Here is a 20,134-nt window from a genome sequence, read left to right as displayed (position 1 = left end):
GCGAAAGGCAACGATGAACACCGACATGGACACCGACCTGCTGTGGTCTCCCGGTCGCCGTGAGTTGGAGGACTCCAACGTCGCGTGCTTCATGGAATGGGTGAGCGAGGTGCGGGGGCTGCACTTCTCCGACTACGCCGAACTGTGGCGGTGGAGCTCCACCGACCTGCCCGGCTTCTGGTCGGCGGTGTGGGAGTTCTACGGGCTGGACACGGTCACCCAGTACGACGAGGTGCTGAGCGATGCGTCGATGCCGGGCGCCGTCTGGTTTCCCGGCGCCCGGCTGAACTTCGCCGAGCGGTGCTTCGCCCAGGCCACGGACGCCCGCCCGGCGCTGGTCAGCGTGGCCGAGGGCGGCACTCCCGTGGAGACCTCGTGGCAGGAACTGCACCGCCAGGTCACGGACGTCGCGGCGGCCCTGCGCCGCCTGGGCGTGGGGCCCGGCGACTGTGTGGCCGGATACCTTCCCAACCTTCCGCAGACCGTGGTCGCCCTGCTCGCCACCGCCGCCGTCGGCGCCGTGTGGACGGCGTGCTCCCCGGACTTCGGCACGCCCAGCGTGCTCGCCCGGCTGCGGCAGGCGCGGCCGGCCGTCCTCGTGGCCGCGGACGGATACCGCTACGGCGGCAAGGCGTACGACAGACGCCCGGAGATCGCCGAGCTCGCGGACGGACTTCCCACACTCCGTCACATCCTCGCCGTGGACAACCTCTTCACCGCCCCGGCCGAGCCCTGGTCGGCGCGGCCCGGGATCGTACAGCACGCCTGGTCCGCGCTGCCGGCCGCCGAATCGCCATTGGAGTTCGCCGACGTGCCCTTCGACCACCCGTTGTGGATCCTGTGGTCGTCGGGGACCACCGGGATACCCAAGGGGATCGTTCAAGGTCACGGCGGCATCGTGGTCGAACTGTTCAAGGCACTCGGCCTGGGCGTGGATCTGCGTGCCGACGACCGCTACCTCTTCCTCACCTCCACCAGCTGGATGGTCTGGAACTTCCTGGTCGGCGGCCTGCTGCACGGCAGCACGATCATCCTGTACGACGGCAGCCCCACCTTTCCGGACATCAACGGCGCCTGGCGGATCGCCGAACAGACCGGCGCCACCATGGTCGGTGTGGGCGCGGCCTACCTCACCGCCGTGGAGAAATCGGATACGCATCCCGCGGCCGAGTTCGGTCTCCAGCGACTGCGCTCAATCCTCCAGACCGGATCGTCCCTCCCGCCCACCACCTGGCAGTGGGTCTACGAGCGCCTCGCACCGAGCGTCTGGCTGCAGTCGATCTGTGGCGGTACCGACCTCTGCTCGGTGCTCGCGGGAGGTTCCGCTCTGCTGCCCGTACGCGTGGGCCGTATCCAGTGCCCCGCGCTCGGCGTGGCGCTGGCTTCCTGGGACCCCCACGGGAACCCCCTGACAAGGGAGCAGGGCGAGCTGGTGGTGACCGCCCCGCTGCCGTCCATGCCCCTCCACTTCGTCGGCGACCCCGACGGCGCCCGCTACCGGTCCAGCTACTTCGACACCTACCCCGGCGTCTGGCGGCACGGCGACTGGGTCACCGTCGACGAAGACCTGTCGGTCGTCGTCGCCGGCCGCTCCGACGCCACCCTCAACCGCATGGGCATACGGATGGGCTCCGCCGACATCTACGCCGTCGTCGAACAGCTCCCCGACGTCGCCGACAGCCTCGTCATCGGCGTAGAACAGCCGGACGGGAGCTACTTCATGCCCCTCTTCGTCGTGACCGCGGACGGCATCGCCCTCGACGACGGACTACGCGAGCGGATCACCACGGCCATCAAACGCCGTTTGTCCCCGCGCCACGTGCCCGACGTGATCGTGCCGATCCCCGCCGTCCCGCGCACGCTCACCGGCAAGAAGCTCGAGGTCCCCGTCAAGCGCATCCTGCAGGGCGCTCGTGCCAGTGACGTCAGCAGCGAAGGATCCGTCACCCATCCGGAGATGCTCGACTGGTTCGCGGACTTCGCAGCCCGTTCGACACTGGACAGGTGAGGTCGCCCCCCACCAGGCCGTGTCGGACCAACGACACGTCTGACAGCTCATCAGGACGTCAAAGGGGCGTAAACGGTCCGCTCGGAACGGCGTGACGAAAGTTGCGGTTCAGGAGGTGTTTCCAGGCTGGCGGCGAAGGACCAGTGGGCCCGGCTGGTCCCCAAGGAACGCTCGGAACTGCTGCACACCATCGCCGACCGGTTGGCCCAGAACACCGAGCTCCTGAGCAGGCTGGAGTCGGCGAACACCGGAAAGCCGCTCGCGGTGTCACGGGACGACGTCGGCATGACCATCGACACCTTCCGCTTCATGGCCGGTCCGATGCGCGCGACCACCTCCATGGCCGCCGGCGACTACGCCGAGAACCGCCTGTCGGTCATTCTGCGTGAGCCGCTCGGGGTGATCGGCGTGATCACCCCCTGGAACTATCCCCTGCTCATGGCGGCCTGGAAGATCGCGCCCATTCTCGCCGCTGGCAACACCCTGGTCATCAAGCCGTCGGAACAGACTCCGCTGACCACCCTGAAGTTCGCCGAACTCGTCGCCGATCTCCTGCCGCCCGGAGTGCTGAACGTGGTGAACGGGTACGGCGCGGTAGCCGGAGCCCGACTCGCCGAACACCCGGACGTGAACATGATCGCCCTGACCGGTTCGGTCAACAGCGGCCGTGCCGTCGCCCGCACCGCCGCCGACACCCTCAAGCGCGTGCACCTCGAACTCGGTGGCAAGGCACCCGTCGTGATCTTCTCGGATGCCGATCTGGCGGCTCCCGCATCCTCCCTGCGCGTCGCCGGGTTCTGGAACTCGGGCCAGGAATGCGGTGCCGCCTGCCGTGTACTCGTACACGAGTCGGTCGCGGAGCGGTTCGTCGAGCAGCTCGTCGGCGAGGTGCGGGCCCTGGTCGCCGGTGAGCCGAACTCCGGCGAGAACGTCGAGGTCGGGCCCATGGTCTCCAAGGCTCACTTCGGCCGTGTCACGGGCTACCGGGACTCATTCGCAGTGCTCCGGCCTTCAGGCCGGAGCAGAAGCGAATCTGATGATGGCGACGCGGAGCGTCGCGGATTCTGGTCCGGCGGAGCCGGATGGTGTGTGTTTCTCCACCCGTGGCGCGGAGCGCCGCGACGGCTGGTCGCGGCGGAGCCGGGCGATGCTCACACGGGGCGGTTCTGCTGTTCGATGTACTGCTTGACCACGGAGAGCGGGGCGCCGCCCACAGTCCCGGCGAAGTAGGACCCCGACCACAGCTTGTTGGCCCGCCAGTAGTGGCGCACCAGATCGGGGAACTCCTGGCGCAGACGGCGGGAGGAGACGCCCTTGAGGGAGTTGACGCGTTGGTGACGGCGACCTTGGGCGGGAAGTTCACCAGGAGGTGGACGTGGTTGTCCTCGCCGTAGAACTCCACCAGCTCGCACGCGAAGTCCGCGCACACCGACCGCATGATCTCCTCCACGCGTGTCAGATGAACATGGGTGAACACCTTGTGCCGGAACTTGGTCACGAAGACCAATTGCACATGCATCACGAAAACACAGTGCCGGCCAGTTCTGATCTTCTGCATCCCGCCCATTGATCCAAGTGTCTAGCGTGGCCGTCATGCAGCTCCGGTACGGCTTCCGCCTGTACCCGGATTCCGGCCAGCGTGCCGCGCTGGCGCAGGCGTTCGGGTGCGCCCGCGTCGTGTTCAACGACGCGGTGCGTGCCCGGGAGGACGCCCGCCGGGCGGGCGGGGCGTTCCCGAAGGCGGGCGAGCTGTCGAAGAGGCTGATCACCGAGGCGAAACGGACCGAGCAACGGTCCTGGCTGGGCGAGGTCTCCGCCGTCGTGCTCCAGCAGGCGCTGCGCGACGTGGAGGCCGCCTACAAGAACTTCTTCGCTTCCCTCAAGGGCGCACGTAAGGGCCCGAAGACCGGTGCGCCCCGGTTCAAGTCCCGCAAGGACACCCGGCAGTCGATCCGCTTCACCGCCAATGCCCGCTGGTCGATCACCGACAACGGACGGCTGAACCTGCCGAAGGTCGGGGCGGTGCGGGTGAGGTGGTCACGGACTCTGCCCGCACAGCCCTCTTCGGTCACCGTGATCAAGGACGCGGCCGGGCGGTACTTCGCCTCCTTCGTCATCGATACCGACCCGGCCGCCGACGCCGCCCGGATGCCCGACACGGATCAGACGGTCGGCATCGATCTGGGGCTCGCCCACTTCGCGGTCCTGTCCGACGGCACGAAGATCGACTCCCCCAGGTTTCTGCGCCGCGCGGAGAAGAAACTCAAGAAAGCCCAGCGGGAGCTGTCCCGCAAACAGAAGGGATCCAAGAACCGCGAGAAAGCCCGCCTCAAGGTCGCGCGCGCCCACGCACAAGTGGCAGATGCCCGCCGGGAGTTCCACCACCAGCTCTCCACCCAGCTGATCCGCGACAATCAAGCGATCGGTGTGGAGGACCTGGCGGTCAAAGGACTCGCACGCACCAGGCTGGCCAAGAGTGTCCACGACGCCGGATGGTCGGCGTTCGTGCACATGCTGGAGTACAAGGCGGTCAGGTACGGCCGGACCCTGGTGAAGATCGGCCGGTTCGAGCCGACCAGCCAGACCTGCTCGCAGTGCGGGGCCAAGGACGGGCCCAAGCCCCTGCACGTACGGACCTGGACCTGTGCCACCTGCGGTGCGGTCCATGACCGGGACCACAACGCCGCGATCAACGTGAAAACAGCCGCCGGACTGGCGGTTACAGCCTGTGGAGCGCAGGTCAGACCAGGACGCGTCCTGGCACAGCGCGACGAAACAGGAAGCCACGGATTCTCCACCGAACCCCGTGCCGCGTAGCGGCACAGGGTCGGACGAGAAGGCCAGAATCCCCGGGCTTCAGCCCGAGGAGCAAGTCAATCCAGCCCTGCCCGCCTGTGCGGTGTCTGCGGGCAGATCGTTCCCATCGTCGTCCGGGCCGACGGCTCCAGGCCGGATACCTGCGACCGGTGCTACAAGCGACACGAGAAGACCTGCGTCATCTGTGAAAGGGTTCGCCCAGGCCACCACATCAACGGTGGCCTGGTACCGTTCCACTGCGACATGTGCCGTCCTCGCGAAGAGTGCGCATGTGCCCTGTGCGGGCAGGTCGCGAAGATCAAAGTCTTCTGGCCGCGAGGGCCGGTGTGCAACTCCTGCTACAGAACAGCCCTGTCGACCCCTGCACCGTGCGCCTCGTGCAACCGACAGCGCATCCTGATCGGTCAGACGGCAGAGGGAACTCTCCTGTGCAAGGCGTGCTCGTTCCCCGACGAACCGGTCGAGCGGTGTTCGGCCTGCGATGAGCCGGCGGACCTCTACTCCGGCCGCCGTTGCCCCCGCTGCACCCTGGCCGCCCGCGTGACCGATCTGCTCTCCGCGGACGGCGCAAGCGTGGCCCAGCCACTCCAACCCCTCGCCGCGGTACTGACCGGAGCGGACAACCCCTACCACGTCCTGCAGTGGCTGCGCCGAAGCCCTGCCGCCCATCTGCTGGGCCGCTTGGCACTCGATCCCGAAGCGCTGAACCACAAATCCCTCGACACGCTGCCGCAGCGGGCTGCCACCACATACGTGCGTGGGCTACTCGTCACCGCCGGCATCCTGCCGCCACGCGATGAGAATCTCGCCCTCCTCACCAACTGGGTCGCACGGACCGTGGCCGAACTGCCAGCGCGGCACGCCAACCTCATCCGTCCGTTCGCCGAGTGGCACATCATCCGCGACGCCCGCCGACGCTCATCCCGCGGCCGTTACACCTACGCCGCACACAAGGGTGACTGCGGCAACGTCCTTGCCACCATCAACTTCCTGAACTGGCTCGGCACCCAGCACCTGAGTCTCTCCCAGCTCCAGCAGCGGCATCTGGACACCTGGGCGATCGAGCGGCCGACCCTGCGCTCCCGTTCCATCCCCTTCCTCCGCTGGAGCACTGCACGGCGCCTCTGCCCGCCCGATCTGGTCATCGAGCGCTCAGCCGCCCAACTCCCGGGCCACTTCCAGGCCGAGGAGGAGCACCGAAAAGAGCTGCTGCGCTGCTTCAACGACCCGGAGTTGCCCCTGGAGGTCCGCGTCGCGGCTGCTCTCGTCCGCCTCTACGCCCTCCCCCTGACCCGCATCGTCGAACTCACCGACGACCACATTCGCCGCGACCAGGGGCATACCTACCTGACGGTCAACCAACACCCCTTCGTGCTCCCGCCGAAGCTCGCCCGCCTCATCGACGATCAGCTGCAGTACAGCCCCCGGCACAGCAACGCGGCCGGATGCAGATACCTCTTGCCCGGTCACAGCCCTGGACGCCCGCGCAACCCCCTCGGTCTCGCCGACACCTTGAGACACCACGGTCTGCCCGCCCGCGCTGCACGGAACACCGCCATGATGGACGCCCTGGTAGATCTGCCGCCCATGGTCATGGCTGACCTGCTCGGCATTCACCCCAAGACAGCTGAACGCTGGGCCACCCTCGCCGGCGGGAACTGGTCCGAATACTTGGCAGCGCGAAGGGCCGCCCCGCAGCGCTAGGTGCGGGCCGCCACTCTGCGTCAGGCGCTTCTGCGATCGGCTGGCAGCAGCCGTCGCGTCCGGGGTTCAGGATCGGGTGCGATAGCGGGTGAGCATGAGGGCGACGGCTTCGTCCACGATCGTGGTGTCGGTGGGGTCGGGCGGGACGAAGTCGGTGCGTACGAGTTGGGGCCACAGGAGCTGGCCGCAGATCATGCCGAGGAACTGTTCGGCCACTGTGGAGGTCTGCTGTGGCTGTCCGTCGGCCGAACGGAAGTCGAGTGTGCCGGCCAGTACTTCGGCGTCCAGGTAGTCGCGGAGCCGGTCGAAGAAGGGTCCGCGGTCGATGGCGAAGCCGGTGCCGACGATGTCGGCGAGCTCCGGCATCTGGGGAAGTTCGGTGATGATGAGGCGGCACAGCGCCGCCGTTCCGGGCCGCGAGACCAGGCAGGCGTAGTCGCGGCCGATGTGGTCCAGACCGTACCGGGGATCACCGGGCGGCGGCGGCGCAGCATACTGCACGTCCAGCTGCCACTGCTCGGAGGTAACGGCCGCGAACAGCTCAGCCTTGGAGGGGTACCGCTTGAAGAGGGTGCCAGTAGAGACGCGGGCCTCCCGGGCGATCTGGGCCAGGGAGGTCTTGTCGTATCCCCGGGCGAGGAAGAGGTCGCGGGCCGCGCGGATGATGCGCGCGCGGTTCTCCGCTTTGATCTGCGCGTGATACCCGGCCTGGCACGTATCGCCACCGGATTCCGTTCGGTCACGGTCCGCCACCGACATACCCACGCCCCTTGCCCGTCTCCCAGCCGCACCTCGCTGTCAGAGAACGGTCTGGCCACCGTCCAGGATAAGGTCCTGGCCCACGGTGAAGGCGGAGACATCTGAGGCCAGGTACACGACGGCTTCCGCGACCTCCCCGGGCATACCCATGCGTTCCAGAGGGATGCCGGAGCTGATCGCCTCCAGAACCGCCGCCTGCTGTGCGGGATCCTCGATCCCGAGCTTCGAGTACAGCGGGGTGTTCACCGGGCCGGGGCTTACCGCGTTGAACCGGATGCCGTGCGACCTGAGCAGGTCCGCGTTCCACGACCGCATCAGGGAACCGACGGCCGCCTTCGTCGCGGCGTAGGCATTCGATTGCCCGTAACCGCCGTGCGCACTGTTGGACGCGTTGAGGATGACCGAGGACGAGTCGGCCAGCACGGGCACGAGGGCCTGCATGAGGAAGAAGACACTCTTGACGTTGATGTCGAAGAGCCGGTCGAAGCTGTCCTCCGTGTGGTCCTCGAACGGCCGCCAGTCCGAGACACCGGCGTTCAGGAACGCCACGTCCAGCTTCCCGAAGTGCTCACGCACCCGCTCCGCCAAGCCGCGCTGCGCATCAAGATCGCGCGCATCGGCCTGCACCACCGGCACCTTGTCCCCAAGGATCTGCCGCGCCTTCTCGATGCTGGCCGGGGTGACCCCCGTGACCAGCACGTCGGCCCCCTCCGCGATAAAACGCTGCGCGGTCTCCAGACCGATCCCACTCGTGCCGCCGGTGATGAGGGCGCGCTTGCCCGCAAGACGATTCATGTTCATTGTTCCTTGCCGAGTCGTAAGGTAAGTCGATGGACTCACCACCTGAAGGTAGCCCCCGCACCATCCACAAGGCAAGTCGATCAACTTACCATCGGCGGTCTGGAGCGGTTCGGCCGCGCCGGAGCAGGCGGCTGGCACCGGCTCGAAGGCCACGTCGCTGCCGTCCGCGAGGAGCCGGGCGATGTTGGTCGTCCCGACGCCGGCCGGCCCCGCAGGATGGTGGAGCTGAGGCGCTGCGGGCGACCATGCGGGCCGAGCATCAGCGTCCGCGGCCAGGAGGGGGTTCTCCTGGCGACCTCTTCCAGCTTTGGGAGGCGTAGGCGGGCGGGCGCGAACGGGACGAGCCGTTGCACAGGCCGCTGACGAGCGAGAGTTCAGCTGTTCGCGAGGAAGCTCGCGGTGCTCATCGGGCACCGGGGCGGTCGTGTCGCGGCAGCCGCTCGGCGACCAGGTCGTAGGAATCCTCGACCGCGTCGGTGACCAGTCGCTCGGTGATGCCGGGTCCAGGACCGAGGGAGATCCAGTGGCGTTTGTCGAGGTAGCGGCCCGGTGTGATCGAGGCGTAGCCGAGTACTTGGGCGCGGGCGTGTTCGGGTTCGCACTTGATCGTGATGATCTGCTCGTTCGGGTCGTCGGTGACGATCAGGAACACCTTGTCCGCGACCTTGTACACGTCGAGCCTGGGGGTGAAGGGGTAGCCGTGGCTGACGTCGGGGAGGGCCATGGCCGCCTGGCGGGCGGTGTCCTGGAGGCGGTCACCGGCCGCGCTCACCGGGCCGCCCGCGTGCCGGTGCCGTAGGTGTGCGGGTCGACGGGCCGCTCGGCCCTGGGCAGATGGGAGACGACGAGCCGGTAGGAGTCGGTGACGAGCTCCTCGATCAGCTTCTTGTCGACGCCTTCTCCGCTCTCCAGGGTGATCCAGTGCTTCTTGTTCATGTGGTAGCCGGGGGTGATGTGGCTGTACTGCTCCCGCAGGGCGTGGGCCTCGCCGGGGTCCGCCTTGAGGATCACGACGGGACGCCCCGGGACTTCGGTCATCAGCATGAACACCTTGCCGCGTACCTTGTAGACCTCCCAGTCGGGGCCGAAGGGGTGCTCCAGCTGGGCTCCGGGGAGTTCCTCCGCGCAGTCGGCGGCGGTCTTGTGCAGGGCCGATCCGTTCATGGGTGGTGAGCCTTCCCAGGTGGTGACGGACTTGTGGCGTCGAAGGAGGCGGAGGGCAGGCCGCGCGGGCGCGCGGGCACGTCCCATCCTTGCGTCGAAGTCGACGGGAAGGACGGTAGGCTGCGGACACGTGATGGTCGACAAGCGACACTCCGGACCGAGCGGGCCGAGCGGGCAGGCCGGACCGGCCGCGGTTCCGCTGTACGGTTTCCAGCCCCCGGTCGGGACTCCCTACGGCCTTGAAGTGAGTACCGTCGAGGACTTCTTCGCCCAGCACGACGACTGGCCGTGGAACCCGCCCCGTCCGGGCCGCGCCACCTTCCACTACCTCATCGCCGTCACCGAGGGCGAGCTGCTGCACGACGTCGACCACGTCACGCGGACCGTGGCCGCCAGCCAGTGGCTGTGGGTGCGTCCCGGGCATGCGCAGTGCTGGCATCCGCCCGGCGCGGCCCGCGGCACCTTCATCCTGTTCGAGCCGGACGTGCTGCGGCCCGACATCGCCCGCCTGCTGGCCCCGCTGACCGCGCACGAGGCTCCTGCCGTGCTGAGCCCGGACCACGACGACGCCGCCTGGCTCCAGCAGACGGCACTCCAGCTTCTGGACGAACACCGCGCACTCGGGCGCCGACCCCTCGACGTCCACCACGCCCTGCGGCGCAGCCTGCTCGAATCGCTGCTGCTACGTCTCGCCAACGCCCCCGGGATCGCCACCGCCGACACGAGTGCCGGCAGAAGCCGTGGTGACACATACGAACGGTTCGCGGACGCCCTGGAACTGCACTTCCGCGAACTGCACCGGGCCGCGGACTACGCGGAGTTGCTTGGCTGCTCGGTCCGTACTCTCAGCCGCGCCGCCCGGGACGCCACCGGCAAGGGGGTACGTGAGCTCATCGACGAGCGACGCCTCCTGGAAGCACGGCGCCTGCTGGGAAACGCCCGGTGGGATGCCCGGACCGTGGCCGTCCACCTCGGCTTCACCGACCCCGCGAACTTCGGCCGCTTCTTCCGCGACCGCACCGGCCTCACCCCGGCCGCCTTCGCGGCCCGGGATGCAACACGCGGGTAGCTGTGCCGTGTCAGCGCGTGATCTGACGGAAGGGCGTGTAGGTGGTGGTGATGGAGTAGGTGTCGCGGAACTTCTCGCTGAGCTCGCCCAGGATGACGAGTTCGATCATCTCGGTGGAGGCGGCGAAGTCGGCCTGGCCCTCGGCGGTCAGCGCCATGTGCTTCCAGACGGCTTCCTCGTTCTCGTAGAGCTCGCGCTGGAAGTAGCTGCCGTCACTGCCCCGGGAGATCTCGTAGGCCAGGATGTACGGCTCCTGCTCCTGGGTTACCGGCAGGACCTTGTCCAGATAGGCCTGGTACTGCTCCTCCATTCCGGACTTGACGCGGTAGTGGAACAGGTTTTCGATCTGGTTGCTCATGGTTTCTCCAGAGAGGAATTGGGCGTGTGTTCGGCGGAAAAGCAGGGCGGTTCGGACCTCAGCCGGTGGTGAAGGCGTCGAGCAGAGCGGCCGGGTAGCGGCTTGCTCGCTGAACCCTTGGGGAGGATCTCCTTGATGCGCTCCAGGTCGCTGACGGTCAGACCCAGTTGGGGGCATGCTCTTCGGCGTAGCGGGCGCCGAATCCGCCGTTCGGGAGGATCTCGCGGATCGCGGCGAGATCGGCCTCGGTGAGGGCGACGTCGGCGGCGCGGGCATTCTCTTCCATGCGGGCGGCGCTGCGGGTGCCCGGGATCGGGACGATCTGGTCGCCCTGGGCGAGCAGCCAGGCCAGGGCGAGCTGGGAGACGGTGATGCCCTTGGCGGAGGCCAGCTTGCCGAGCCGGTCAACGGCGTCCACGTTCTTCTCGAAGTTGCCGGGCTGCCAGCGCGGATCGGAGTTGCGCATGTCGGTGGCGTCGTACTGTCCCGCGGGCTTCGCGGTACCGGTGATGAAGCCGCGGCCGAGGGGCGAATAGGGAACAAAGCCGATGCCGAGCTCCTGGAGCAGCGGGAAGAGCTGCTCGACCTCGCGCTCGAAGAGCGAGTACTCGGTCTGCAGGACCGAGACCGGCTGGACGGCGTGTGCCTTGCGGATGGTCTCCGGGCCCGCCTCGCTCAGGCCGAAGTACTTCACCTTGCCCGCGTCGATCAGCTCGCTGACGGTGCCCGCGACCTCCTCGATCGGCACGTCCGGGTCGACCCGGTGCTGATAGAAGACGTCGATCTGGTCGACGCCCAGGTAGCGCAGGCTGTTGTCGGCGACCTTGCGGATGTTGTCGGGGCGGCTGTTGAGGCCGCCGAATCCCTGGGACAGGTCGGACAGGTCGAAACCGAACTTGGTGGCCAGGACCACCTCGTCGCGGAAGTCCTTGACCGCCTTGCCGACCAGGATCTCGTTGGAGCCGGTGCCGAAGCCGTAGAGCTCGGCGGTGTCGAAGAAGGTGACGCCCAGGTCGTGGGCGCGGCGGATGGCGGCGATACCCGCCTCCTCGTCGCCGGGGCCGTAGGCCATGGTCAGGCCCATCGAGCCGTAGCCGATCGCCGAGGCGGTCAGGCCCTGGGTGCCGAGTGTCCTGTGATGCATGCGAATCTCCTGACATAAAACCAAACAGTTCGGTTTGAAGCCTACGCGGAGCATTCTCCAGCGTCAAACCGAACGGTTTGGTCGGATGGTTCGCAAGCATGAGCTCCTCAACCCGCGCAGACTCGATCCGTGACCGCATCGTGAGTGCCGCCAAGCCCGAATTCGCCCTGCGCGGGATCGCCGGTGCGTGGGACCGGATCGCCATGGCTGCTGATCGTCGAAGAAGCATAGAAAAGCCGGGGACGGCACGCTGCCGCTTATCGTCTTCCCGGGAGTAGCTGCCTGCGCCGCACTCACCCTCGGTGATGGCGCCTGGCTCGCGGGTCTGCTGTAGCAGTGCGGAAGCGCGATGCAGATTTTTCGGAGTTCGGCGGTCTGAGGCTCAGCGTGGGCGGGGGAACAGGCGCTCGACGGCGGCGACCAGGGCCGCGCGGCGTGCGCCGACGGAGGTGTCCGCGGCCAGCTTGGCCGCGGCGGCGCCGATCTCCGGCTGACCTGCCCAGGTGGTGGCGATCTGGTTGATCAGGGCGAGCACATCGACCGGATCCCAGGCGGGATCGATCAGGCCGGCGCGCTGCGCGTCGCGGAGCTGTTCGACCTTGCCAGTGATGGTGGTCAGCATGGCGTCGACCGTGTCGCTGTCGGCTTCGCCGTCGGCGAGTTCGAGGCGGCCCCAGGTGATGAGCCGATAGTGGTCCGGGTGGGCCGTGAAGTGGTCGAAGAGGATGCCGGCATAGCCGGGCAGGTCCGCCGGGTCCATGCGGGTGGCCTCGATGAGCGCGGCCGTCTCGTGCCCGGCGATGTGGTGGTAGAGGGCCTCTTTGCTGCTGAAGTAGGCGTAGACCCGTTCCTTGCTGGTCCGCGCCTGCTTGGCGAGGCGGTCCACTCGGGCGCCGGCGATGCCGTAGCGGGCAAACTCATCCTTCGCTGCGGCGAGGATCCGCTGCCGGGTGTCGGCGGTCGAGGAGTTCGAGGTCTTACGGGAGACGGCGGAGCGAGGCATAGGGACACGATAGACGACCAAACCGTTCGGTTTGCCAGCCCTGCAATCAGATCTTCCCTCCGGGGGGCGGGCGATCTGGAAACGCGGAACGGCCACGAACCCGGTGCGGGATGGTCGGTGCTTCTTCAGTCGTCGAGGAGCACCACGTGCTTGCCGGGCGTCGTACCGGACTCGACGTCAGCCTGGGCGTCACGTACCTGCTCAAGACCGCGGTAGGTCTTGGCGACCGGGGTCTTGAGCCGGCCGTCGGCGATCGCCTGGAGCTGTTGCTGGAACACCTGGGGCGGCAGGTCGGCGGCTCGCCCGCGTAGCTGGTCAGCTTCACCCCGCTGGGGATCATGAACGGGGTGAAGTCGGGAATGGACCAGCCGCCGGCCAGAGCGCCGGTGAAGCAGACGGTGCCGTGCACCCGTACGCATCCGAAGGTGTCCGGCAGGGCGGTGCAGCCCACCAGTTCCAGCGCCGCGTCGACACCCTGCGGTACCAGGTCGCGGACCTTGTCGGCGATCCGCCCGTCGTCCACGACCGGGTGGTCGACGCCCATCGCCCGCAGCTCGTCGCCGCGGTCGGAGTTGCGGGTGGTGGAGATGACGGTGGCGCCGATCTCCTTGGCTATCGTCGCCGCGCTCAGCCCGACCGTGGAGGTGCCGCCGCGGATCAGCAGCGTCTGCGCGGCCTTGAGGTCCAGGCCGTGGGTCCGGGATCCGTAGGCGGTCTGGAACATCTCCGGCAGTGCGCCGACAACGTCCCACGGCAGGTCCGTCTCGAACGGGATGACCTGCCCGGCGGGGACGGTCACGTACTGGGCGTAGGCGCCGTCGTAGGAGCGGCCCATGTTGCCCATCATGGTCGCGACCTGCTGGCCCGGCCGCAGCCCGCTGGGCTCGTCTGCCTCGTCGACCACGCCGACGCCCTCGATGCCGGGGATACGCGGGTAGGTGACCTCCGCGTCCGACTCGCCCTTGCGGGTGGTGACCTCGGACTCGTTGACGCCGAACGCCTTGACCTTGATCCGTACCCAGCCGGGCTTACGGGCGGGCACCGGCACGTCCTTGATCTCCAGTGCGTCGAGGCCGCCGGGGTGGGTGACGACGACGGCCCGCATGGTTGCTGGTGCGGAGTCGCCGGCTGCTGTTGGTTGGCTCATGCCGACTTCCTTACTCTGTCTGTGCCCTGCGTTGTTCCGGATCGCCCGCCGTCTGTCAGGGGCGGTCGATGCCCTCCCACAGGTCGAGGGCCGCCTCGTAGTGGGCAGTGGCCTCGAAGGGAGGGTTGCCGACGCTTTCCGAGGTGGGCCGGTCCGTGACGGCGGGCCACAGACGGGACTGCTCGCCGGTGGCGAAGTCGAGCACGATGTCGCGGATACGCGTGTCACGCTCGGCCTGCTCCGCGCTGCGACCCTGTTGTTCCTGGCCGACCAGGCCGTACATCTCAGTGCCGTGGTACGCGGGCGCACCCTCGGCGGGCCCGATCATCAGGAGATGGGCATTGCCGCCCGCGGCGGCGTGCGCCAGGGCACCGCGGGCCGCGGGCAGCGCGAAGAGGTAGTCCGCCATGAGGGCGGCGCGGACCTCGACCGGCTTACGGCCACCCTGGTCGTAGGCATCGACGAGCTTCTTGGCGCGCGAGCGGGAAATGCGCCACGTCGCGACCTCGTCGGTGACGGCGTCGAGAGTGTGCGGGTCGAACCGGTCGAGGTCGTTCGCCACCCACCAGCCCATGTCGTCGCTGGCCATGCTCAGCAGCACGTCGACATCGCGGTGTGCGCCCGAGGCCAGGACATCCATGGGGTGGGCGTGCACCATTGCGCCGGGCTGCCCGATGTCCAGGACGACGCCGGTGGCCTTGTTGTCCACCCCGCCGCGGACGCCGAGATCCGTCGGGGCGACCTTGCGCAGGGCGTCCCCAAGGGAGGTCGCGTCGAGGTCGAGCAGCTTCTCCGGGTTGTCCGCGACGCCGAGTTCGGTGGCGAACCGGTGCGCGAGTTCCTCTGCCCACCAGGCCGGGATGCTACGAGCGGGCCCGCCGGAGAAACCGGCCAGACGCCGGTACAGGCCGTCGGCGGAGGAGGCACCCAGCAGCCCGAAGGTGGAGTAGGCGCCACCGCTGTGGCCGTAGACGGTGACATTGTCGGGGTCGCCGCCGAAGTGGGCGATATTCCGCTTGATCCAGGTGAGCGCGGCGATGACGTCCTGCAGGAAGAGGTTGCTGGCCTCCGCCAGCCGCCCGCCGTACTGCGACAGCGAGAGCGCACCCAGCGCGCCGAGCCGGTAGTTGATCGACACGCCCACCACACGCCCTGTCGCCGCGAGACCGGAGGCGTTGGAGGTGATCTGGGTGTTCGCGCCGTACTCGAATCCGCCGCCGTGGATGTACACGGCCACCGGCAGCGCCTTGTCGGCCGGCTGCTCGGGAGCCCACACGTTCAGGTTCAGGCAGTCCTCGCCCATCCCGCTGTCCGCTTCGAGCCAGTCGCCGCTGTCGGGCTGGATGGAGACGACGCCCTTGCGGTCATAGGGGAGGTCCGGATCGAACTCCGCGACCACGGGTCGGCGATACCGCTCGGCAGTGGCGTACGGGATTCCCCACCAGGACCGCACCCCTGGTGCAGTCGGAGCCTTGGGAGCGGTCGCGGTCATGACGTGTCCTTCCAGCGCGGTTCGGGTGTTCGCGCGGTGCTTCGGCTGCTGGTTGCTCGCGGTGACGTCTCCCATCGTTTCCCGGGATCCGACAGAGCGCCCGGCAGGTGGCGGTCAGCCGGTGGTCATCAGGTGACACTTCGGCAACAAGACTCGGTGCAGGCCATGAGCGTCTACTACATGGCCGACGGCCGGATCGTCGGCGAACGGGGCCAGCCCGGCCTCCGCGGGGTTATGCAGCACATCGGTGCTGTACCGGCGTGGTGAACCTCGTAGCGCCGGGTGAGCCTTCTGTCGTGCGGGATTGCCGCTGCTGAGAGGGGTCCGTACGACGCGGTAGCAGAGGACGAAGGCCCCCACCGGAGCGCGGGCGCCCAAGCGGGTTCACCGCAAGAGGTCCGTCTCTCCTTCCTGATCCGGCGTCTTCGCGCAAACAGCGCCCGCTGCGGTGAGAGCTGTACGCCTTGTCACCGCGACCGGGCCGGGTGTGGGAGTGGTCGCCGTGTGGGCGAATACTGCAACCCTCGAATACCGACACTCCACCAGTGAAGCCGCGTTCCTCCGGCTCACCTCGGCCCCGGACACCGGTACCGCCGCGGCGTCGGCCCGCAGCTGAGCACAAGGAGCAAGCGACATGTACATCCTGATCCGTACCGAGGCACTGAAACTGCGCACGGTCCGCAGCCCCTGGCTGCTCCTCGCCGCCTCGCCCCTGCTGGTCGCCGCGGGCACCAGCGGCCTGGTCGTCTCCGGCGACAAGCCGCTCGACGCGGTCGCGCAGAGCCAGGCTCTCGCCCACGTCGGCCTGGCCTCGCTGTTCACCCTCGTATTCGGGATTCTCGCGGTGGCCGGGGAGTACCGGCATCGGACGATCACCGACACCTACCTCACCACTCCTGCGCGCGGCCCCGCCATCGGGGCGAAGCTCGTGGTGTACGCGGTCCTCGGCGCCGTCGCCGGAGTGGTCGCGGCGCTGGTGGGCATCGTGGTCGCGGCCGCGTGGTGGGCGGGCAAGGACGCCTCCTTCGACTGGGCGGACACCCAGATGTGGACGACGATCGGCGGCGGCATCGTCTGGAGCGCGGCGTTCGCCGCCATCGGCGTCGGCGTCGGAGCGCTGGCACGCAACCTCATCGGCGCGATCGCCGCCGCCCTGGCCTGGGTCGCCCTGGTCGAGGGCATCGTCGGCCAGCTGCTGGGCGACCTCGCACGGTGGCTGCCCTTCAACGCGGGCCAGGCCCTCGGCGCCGCCGCCGAACCCATGATGAACAACGACCTGCTGCCCCGCTGGGGCGGCGCCGGAGTCCTGGCGCTCTACACGCTCGTGTTCGCGGTCCTCGCCGTCACCACGAGCATGCGCCGCGACCTGTCCTGATCAGCGCGACAGCCGGACGGCGGCACCGCCCGTTGGTTGGCCGATTCCCGGGGGAGGCTCGGCCAACCACGCGCAGAGACAGCCGTTCCGGGTCTCGACCGTCCCGGAACACCGCCGTGCTTACGCCCGCCGGAACACGAGCAGTTCGGTCCGCCCGCCGCTGAGCGGCACGAAATGGCTGCCCACCAGGGACAGGCCATGCTGAGCCAGGCGCTCGAGAAGCCACGAGCGCGAGATCATGCCGTAGAGGGTCGCCCTGCTGGAGACCCAGTTCTTCGTCATCTGGTCATCGAGGCAATCCTCGTTCACCACGTCGAACGCGACGATCCCGCCCGGTCGCACGACCCGGGCCATTTCGTCGAGATAGCCGATGGTCACGACCAGCGGGAGGTAGACGAAGACCTTGTGGGCGTGCACGAGATCCACCGACCCGGAGGGGGTGGCGCTCAGAGTATGCCCATCGGCGGGCTGCAGGACCACGTTCGGCAGCGACCTCAGACGGGGCAGCCAGTCCCCCGCGGTCTCGTAGATCTCGTAGGTGTCCGGGTACTCGGAGATGATCACCCGGGCCGCGTACCGGCCCGACCCCGCACCGATCTCGCATACGCGCTCCACCTTCTCGCGGAAATCCGCCAGCCTCAGTAAGGCGTCCACGGTCTCGACGGTCGCGCCGGGAGCTGCGCTGTAGCGGTCGATGTAGTCCTCGACGGACATTCCCGCCCGACGGGCCGCAGCCAATGTCTTGCGAGCGGATAGGAACGGCTGGATCGCCGGGTCATCGCTGTGCCCACGGACTATCTGCACCCCAAAGGGGCGCAACACTCGATTCACTCCGCCGCGAGCTGTGGCTAGTGCGGACATTTGTACCTCCATTGCAAAGTTCGTCGATTTCTGCGGGCCATCCCGCTGAGCCGGGAAATTCACGTCACCCCACGCCTGGAAGCCCCTCGCAACGCACTGGCAAACGCCCCATGCCCGACTCCTCCATGACGTCGCAAGCCAACTGCGCGCGATTCGAGAGGCGTTGGTCGAGGATGTGCTGTGAGACATTGGCGCGTGGCGTGTCAGCGGCGCTGACGGGGGCCGACGGGGACATGTACGCCGAGCCGCAGAGGCTCCGCGTGACAAGTCCCCCGCCGGTTGGCAAGCAGCGGTTTGCTGAGGGTCAGGCCGTCTTTCTGAAGACGAGCACTTCCGTGGAGGCGACCCCTAGGGGTGCCAGGAAGCTGCCTTCCAGGTCGCAGCCGAGGTCCGCGAAGAGGTCCACGCAGGTCCGGCGAGGCAGGGCGGCAGGGAAGGAGTCGTGCCCCGCGCCGCCCTGCCTCGCCCAGGCGCGCATCGCGGCCGGGTCCAGGCAGCCCTCCGTCATAACGTCGAAGACGATCCGGCCGCCGGGGCGCGTGACGCGTGCCATCTCGAAGAAATAGCGGCAAGTGCCGAGGAAGGTCAGGGTGTTGAAGACCTTGTGGGCCTGGACGAGATCGACACTGTCGTCAGCTGTCGCGTCCAGGCTGAATCCCGTCACCGGTTGGGCGACCACGCCGAAGGTGTCCACCAGGTAGTTCGCCCAGGGCGCCGCCGTCTCGTAGATCTCGTAGCGGCTCGGTGAGCACTCCTTCAGCGTCTTCTCCAGGTACCGCCCGGAGCCGGGGCCGATCTCCAGGACCGTGTCCGGGGCGGCGGCGAAGACGCCGAGTGCGCGGAGTTCGTCGATGGTGGACCGGGTGGCGCCGGGAGTGCCGTTCATGGCCTCGTCGATGTAGTCACCGACCGGCAGACCGGCTGCCCGCGCGGCCCGCATCGTCGCCTCGAACGGGATGAAGTCGTCCACCCCGCCCTGAGGGGTGGTGCTGCGCACGATGTCGAATCCGGCACGTCCCAGGAGCCGCTTGACCCCGGACTTCACCGCCGACCTTGCCCTTGCTGCGGCCTTCATCGGCCCTGCCCTTCCCTGGCCGCCAGGACGTGCCCGGTGCACAGCGTGTACGTACGGCCCCCCTTCAGGTGCGCGGCAGTGGACAGACCGTACGGGCCCGCCCCGATCACCGCGACGGGCGCGAGCGCGCGCGTCGCACGAGACATGCGAGTCACAAGACTTCCCCCCTGACGCGGACTCGCGCGGAGCCCGCGTACCGGAAATGGCGAACAGAACCGTCCTCGACAGGGACGGGTGAACACATCGGAAGCCGTACGGGTACCGCCGTGACAGGTCAGGCGGCGGCGTACGGCAGGGGAAGACGCGGCGGGCCGCGGCGCACTACCGCGCCGGCCAACAGAACCGAAGCCGGGGGAGCCCGCGTCGGCCCGGAGCTCACGCGCCAGGCAGCGCCGAACTCTGTTACCTCATACGGGGTACAGCCAGGAGCCAGGAGCCGGCGCAGCAGCGCGCGCAACGCGCACCACTCCTCCTCGGCTGCGTACAGCACGCGGCGCCAACTGTTGTCGAGCCCCTGGAGCAGGACCGCGCACAGCAGGGCCAGCACGGTGTGGCCGGCCACCACGGGCCACCCGGCAAGAACAGCAGACGGCAGCAGTGCATGTGCGCGGAACGTGACAGAGCTGTCGGCAAGGACGAACCAGTACCCGATGGCGGCCTGACAGCCGAACGCCAACACCACTTGCATACGCAGCGACTTGTCGCCCCCGGCACCGGGCAGCGCTACGGCGAACAGGAAACACGCCGCCAGCACCTTGACGAGCCGGGACGGGCTCGATTCGAAGGCCAGATCATGAACAATCACCGTGACGACGGTACCCAGCACGGAAAACAACCCCGCGCGGACAGCGGCCATCACCGCCACAGGCGGCACGTGGCCACGGCGGCGCACACGGAAAGCGCGCGATGTTCCCCCCATCACCCACCCATAATGGGGCCTACGGCGCGGCATGTCACCATTTCGTACTGTCAGCCTGAGCCGCCCACGCGTTCAACGGCATCTCCACGACACCTAACCGCTGGAACCGTCCTGGGAGTTCAACCTGGTCAGCCCTACGGCCGCCATCGCGGCAGGCAAATCAAGGCGGTCGGCGCGTACCGCCAGAAGACGAAGAATCGGCCGACCGTTCCGCCCGCGTGGACCACCAACTGTGCTCAGCGCCATAACCTCCCAACGCCTTGCCATAGTCGCATGGGCAGCAGCTCGCCTGACCAGCGAAACAGAAGACCTGACGCCCCATCAGAACGAGCGTCAAATGAGCGTCAAGATACCACACGCAACGCCCACACCGCACATATTGCGCACGACTAAAACCGCAGGTCAGGCGCCCTTCGCGACCGGTTCAAGCACCGCAAC

General features: G+C 68.2%; 18 protein-coding genes and 2 pseudogenes. 6 read left to right on the top strand and 14 right to left on the bottom strand.

What is annotated here, in order from left to right:
- Positions 1-13: 13 nt before the first annotated feature.
- Together AB5J50_RS49635 and AB5J50_RS49630 are read left to right on the top strand one after the other, a co-directional pair.
- A complete protein-coding gene (locus AB5J50_RS49635; protein WP_369265078.1) occupies positions 14-2,008 on the top strand; it encodes an acetoacetate--CoA ligase in 1,995 nt (664 codons plus the stop codon).
- A gap of 126 nt (positions 2,009-2,134) precedes the next feature.
- Positions 2,135-3,238: an aldehyde dehydrogenase family protein gene (locus AB5J50_RS49630; RefSeq protein WP_369265733.1), complete on the top strand. Its 1,104-nt coding sequence runs from the start codon at positions 2,135-2,137 to the stop codon at positions 3,236-3,238.
- Here AB5J50_RS49630 and tnpA read toward each other — a convergent pair.
- Positions 3,160-3,575 (bottom strand): annotated as a pseudogene (gene tnpA / locus AB5J50_RS49625) (IS200/IS605 family transposase). The gene AB5J50_RS49630 and the pseudogene tnpA sit on opposite strands and share 79 nt — an antisense overlap.
- Before the next feature lie 26 nt (positions 3,576-3,601).
- Between tnpA and AB5J50_RS49620 the strand changes: the two are divergent.
- Together AB5J50_RS49620 and AB5J50_RS49615 are read left to right on the top strand one after the other, a co-directional pair.
- Positions 3,602-4,825, top strand: a complete 1,224-nt coding sequence (locus AB5J50_RS49620; RefSeq protein WP_369265077.1) for an RNA-guided endonuclease InsQ/TnpB family protein — start codon at positions 3,602-3,604, stop codon at positions 4,823-4,825.
- Positions 4,826-5,365: 540 nt separating this feature from the next.
- Positions 5,366-6,529, top strand: a complete 1,164-nt coding sequence (locus tag AB5J50_RS49615; protein WP_369265076.1) for a hypothetical protein — start codon at positions 5,366-5,368, stop codon at positions 6,527-6,529.
- 66 nt (positions 6,530-6,595) lie between these two features.
- On the opposite strand, the gene AB5J50_RS49610 is transcribed toward AB5J50_RS49615, so the two are convergent.
- The 4 genes from AB5J50_RS49610 to AB5J50_RS49595 form a co-directional block, all read right to left on the bottom strand.
- Positions 6,596-7,288 (bottom strand): TetR/AcrR family transcriptional regulator, encoded by a 693-nt coding sequence (locus tag AB5J50_RS49610; RefSeq protein ID WP_369265075.1) that lies wholly within the window; start codon positions 7,286-7,288, stop codon positions 6,596-6,598.
- A gap of 39 nt (positions 7,289-7,327) precedes the next feature.
- Positions 7,328-8,242, bottom strand: a complete 915-nt coding sequence (locus AB5J50_RS49605) for an SDR family oxidoreductase (protein ID WP_369265074.1) — start codon at positions 8,240-8,242, stop codon at positions 7,328-7,330.
- A gap of 250 nt (positions 8,243-8,492) precedes the next feature.
- On the bottom strand, positions 8,493-8,861 hold the full coding sequence (locus AB5J50_RS49600) for an MmcQ/YjbR family DNA-binding protein (protein WP_369265073.1): 369 nt from the start codon (positions 8,859-8,861) through the stop codon (positions 8,493-8,495).
- Positions 8,858-9,253 (bottom strand): MmcQ/YjbR family DNA-binding protein, encoded by a 396-nt coding sequence (locus AB5J50_RS49595; protein ID WP_369265072.1) that lies wholly within the window; start codon positions 9,251-9,253, stop codon positions 8,858-8,860. Before AB5J50_RS49595 ends, AB5J50_RS49600 begins: the two co-directional genes overlap by 4 nt.
- 244 nt (positions 9,254-9,497) lie before the next feature.
- Here AB5J50_RS49595 and AB5J50_RS49590 point away from each other — a divergent pair, with 244 nt between their 5' ends.
- Entirely contained in the window at positions 9,498-10,322 is an 825-nt protein-coding gene (locus AB5J50_RS49590; protein ID WP_369265071.1) for a helix-turn-helix domain-containing protein, read from the top strand.
- Positions 10,323-10,332: 10 nt separating this feature from the next.
- Here AB5J50_RS49590 and AB5J50_RS49585 read toward each other — a convergent pair whose 3' ends face one another.
- The 5 genes and pseudogenes from AB5J50_RS49585 to AB5J50_RS49565 form a co-directional block, all read right to left on the bottom strand.
- Entirely contained in the window at positions 10,333-10,680 is a 348-nt protein-coding gene (locus AB5J50_RS49585; protein WP_369265070.1) for a putative quinol monooxygenase, read from the bottom strand.
- Positions 10,681-10,837: 157 nt separating this feature from the next.
- Positions 10,838-11,824 carry an aldo/keto reductase gene (locus AB5J50_RS49580; RefSeq protein ID WP_369265069.1) on the bottom strand — a complete coding sequence of 329 codons (987 nt, stop codon included), beginning with the start codon at positions 11,822-11,824 and terminating at the stop codon, positions 10,838-10,840.
- Positions 11,825-12,206: 382 nt separating this feature from the next.
- Positions 12,207-12,827 carry a TetR family transcriptional regulator gene (locus AB5J50_RS49575; RefSeq protein WP_369265068.1) on the bottom strand — a complete coding sequence of 207 codons (621 nt, stop codon included), beginning with the start codon at positions 12,825-12,827 and terminating at the stop codon, positions 12,207-12,209.
- 125 nt (positions 12,828-12,952) lie between these two features.
- Positions 12,953-13,974, bottom strand: a pseudogene (locus AB5J50_RS49570) (zinc-binding dehydrogenase).
- A 55-nt stretch (positions 13,975-14,029) separates the two neighbouring features.
- Entirely contained in the window at positions 14,030-15,466 is a 1,437-nt protein-coding gene (locus AB5J50_RS49565) for a carboxylesterase family protein (RefSeq protein WP_369265067.1), read from the bottom strand.
- A 634-nt stretch (positions 15,467-16,100) separates the two neighbouring features.
- Between AB5J50_RS49565 and AB5J50_RS49560 the strand changes: the two genes are divergently transcribed.
- A complete protein-coding gene (locus AB5J50_RS49560; RefSeq protein WP_369265066.1) occupies positions 16,101-16,841 on the top strand; it encodes an ABC transporter permease subunit in 741 nt (246 codons plus the stop codon).
- A gap of 120 nt (positions 16,842-16,961) precedes the next feature.
- On the opposite strand, the gene AB5J50_RS49555 is transcribed toward AB5J50_RS49560, so the two are convergent.
- From AB5J50_RS49555 to AB5J50_RS49540, 4 genes are all read right to left on the bottom strand, one after another.
- Positions 16,962-17,555: a methyltransferase domain-containing protein gene (locus tag AB5J50_RS49555; protein ID WP_369265065.1), complete on the bottom strand. Its 594-nt coding sequence runs from the start codon at positions 17,553-17,555 to the stop codon at positions 16,962-16,964.
- 451 nt (positions 17,556-18,006) lie between these two features.
- Positions 18,007-18,777 carry a methyltransferase domain-containing protein gene (locus AB5J50_RS49550; RefSeq protein ID WP_369265064.1) on the bottom strand — a complete coding sequence of 257 codons (771 nt, stop codon included), beginning with the start codon at positions 18,775-18,777 and terminating at the stop codon, positions 18,007-18,009.
- Positions 18,774-18,923 (bottom strand): hypothetical protein, encoded by a 150-nt coding sequence (locus tag AB5J50_RS49545; RefSeq protein ID WP_369265063.1) that lies wholly within the window; start codon positions 18,921-18,923, stop codon positions 18,774-18,776. Before AB5J50_RS49545 ends, AB5J50_RS49550 begins: the two co-directional genes overlap by 4 nt.
- 128 nt (positions 18,924-19,051) lie before the next feature.
- Positions 19,052-19,633, bottom strand: a complete 582-nt coding sequence (locus AB5J50_RS49540) for a hypothetical protein (protein WP_369265062.1) — start codon at positions 19,631-19,633, stop codon at positions 19,052-19,054.
- Between the last annotated feature and the right edge of the window lie 501 nt (positions 19,634-20,134).

This window comes from Streptomyces sp. R35 (genome assembly GCF_041053035.1).
Lineage (GTDB): Bacteria > Actinomycetota > Actinomycetes > Streptomycetales > Streptomycetaceae > Streptomyces > Streptomyces lutosisoli.
This window is presented reverse-complemented; position numbering and strand designations above follow the sequence as displayed.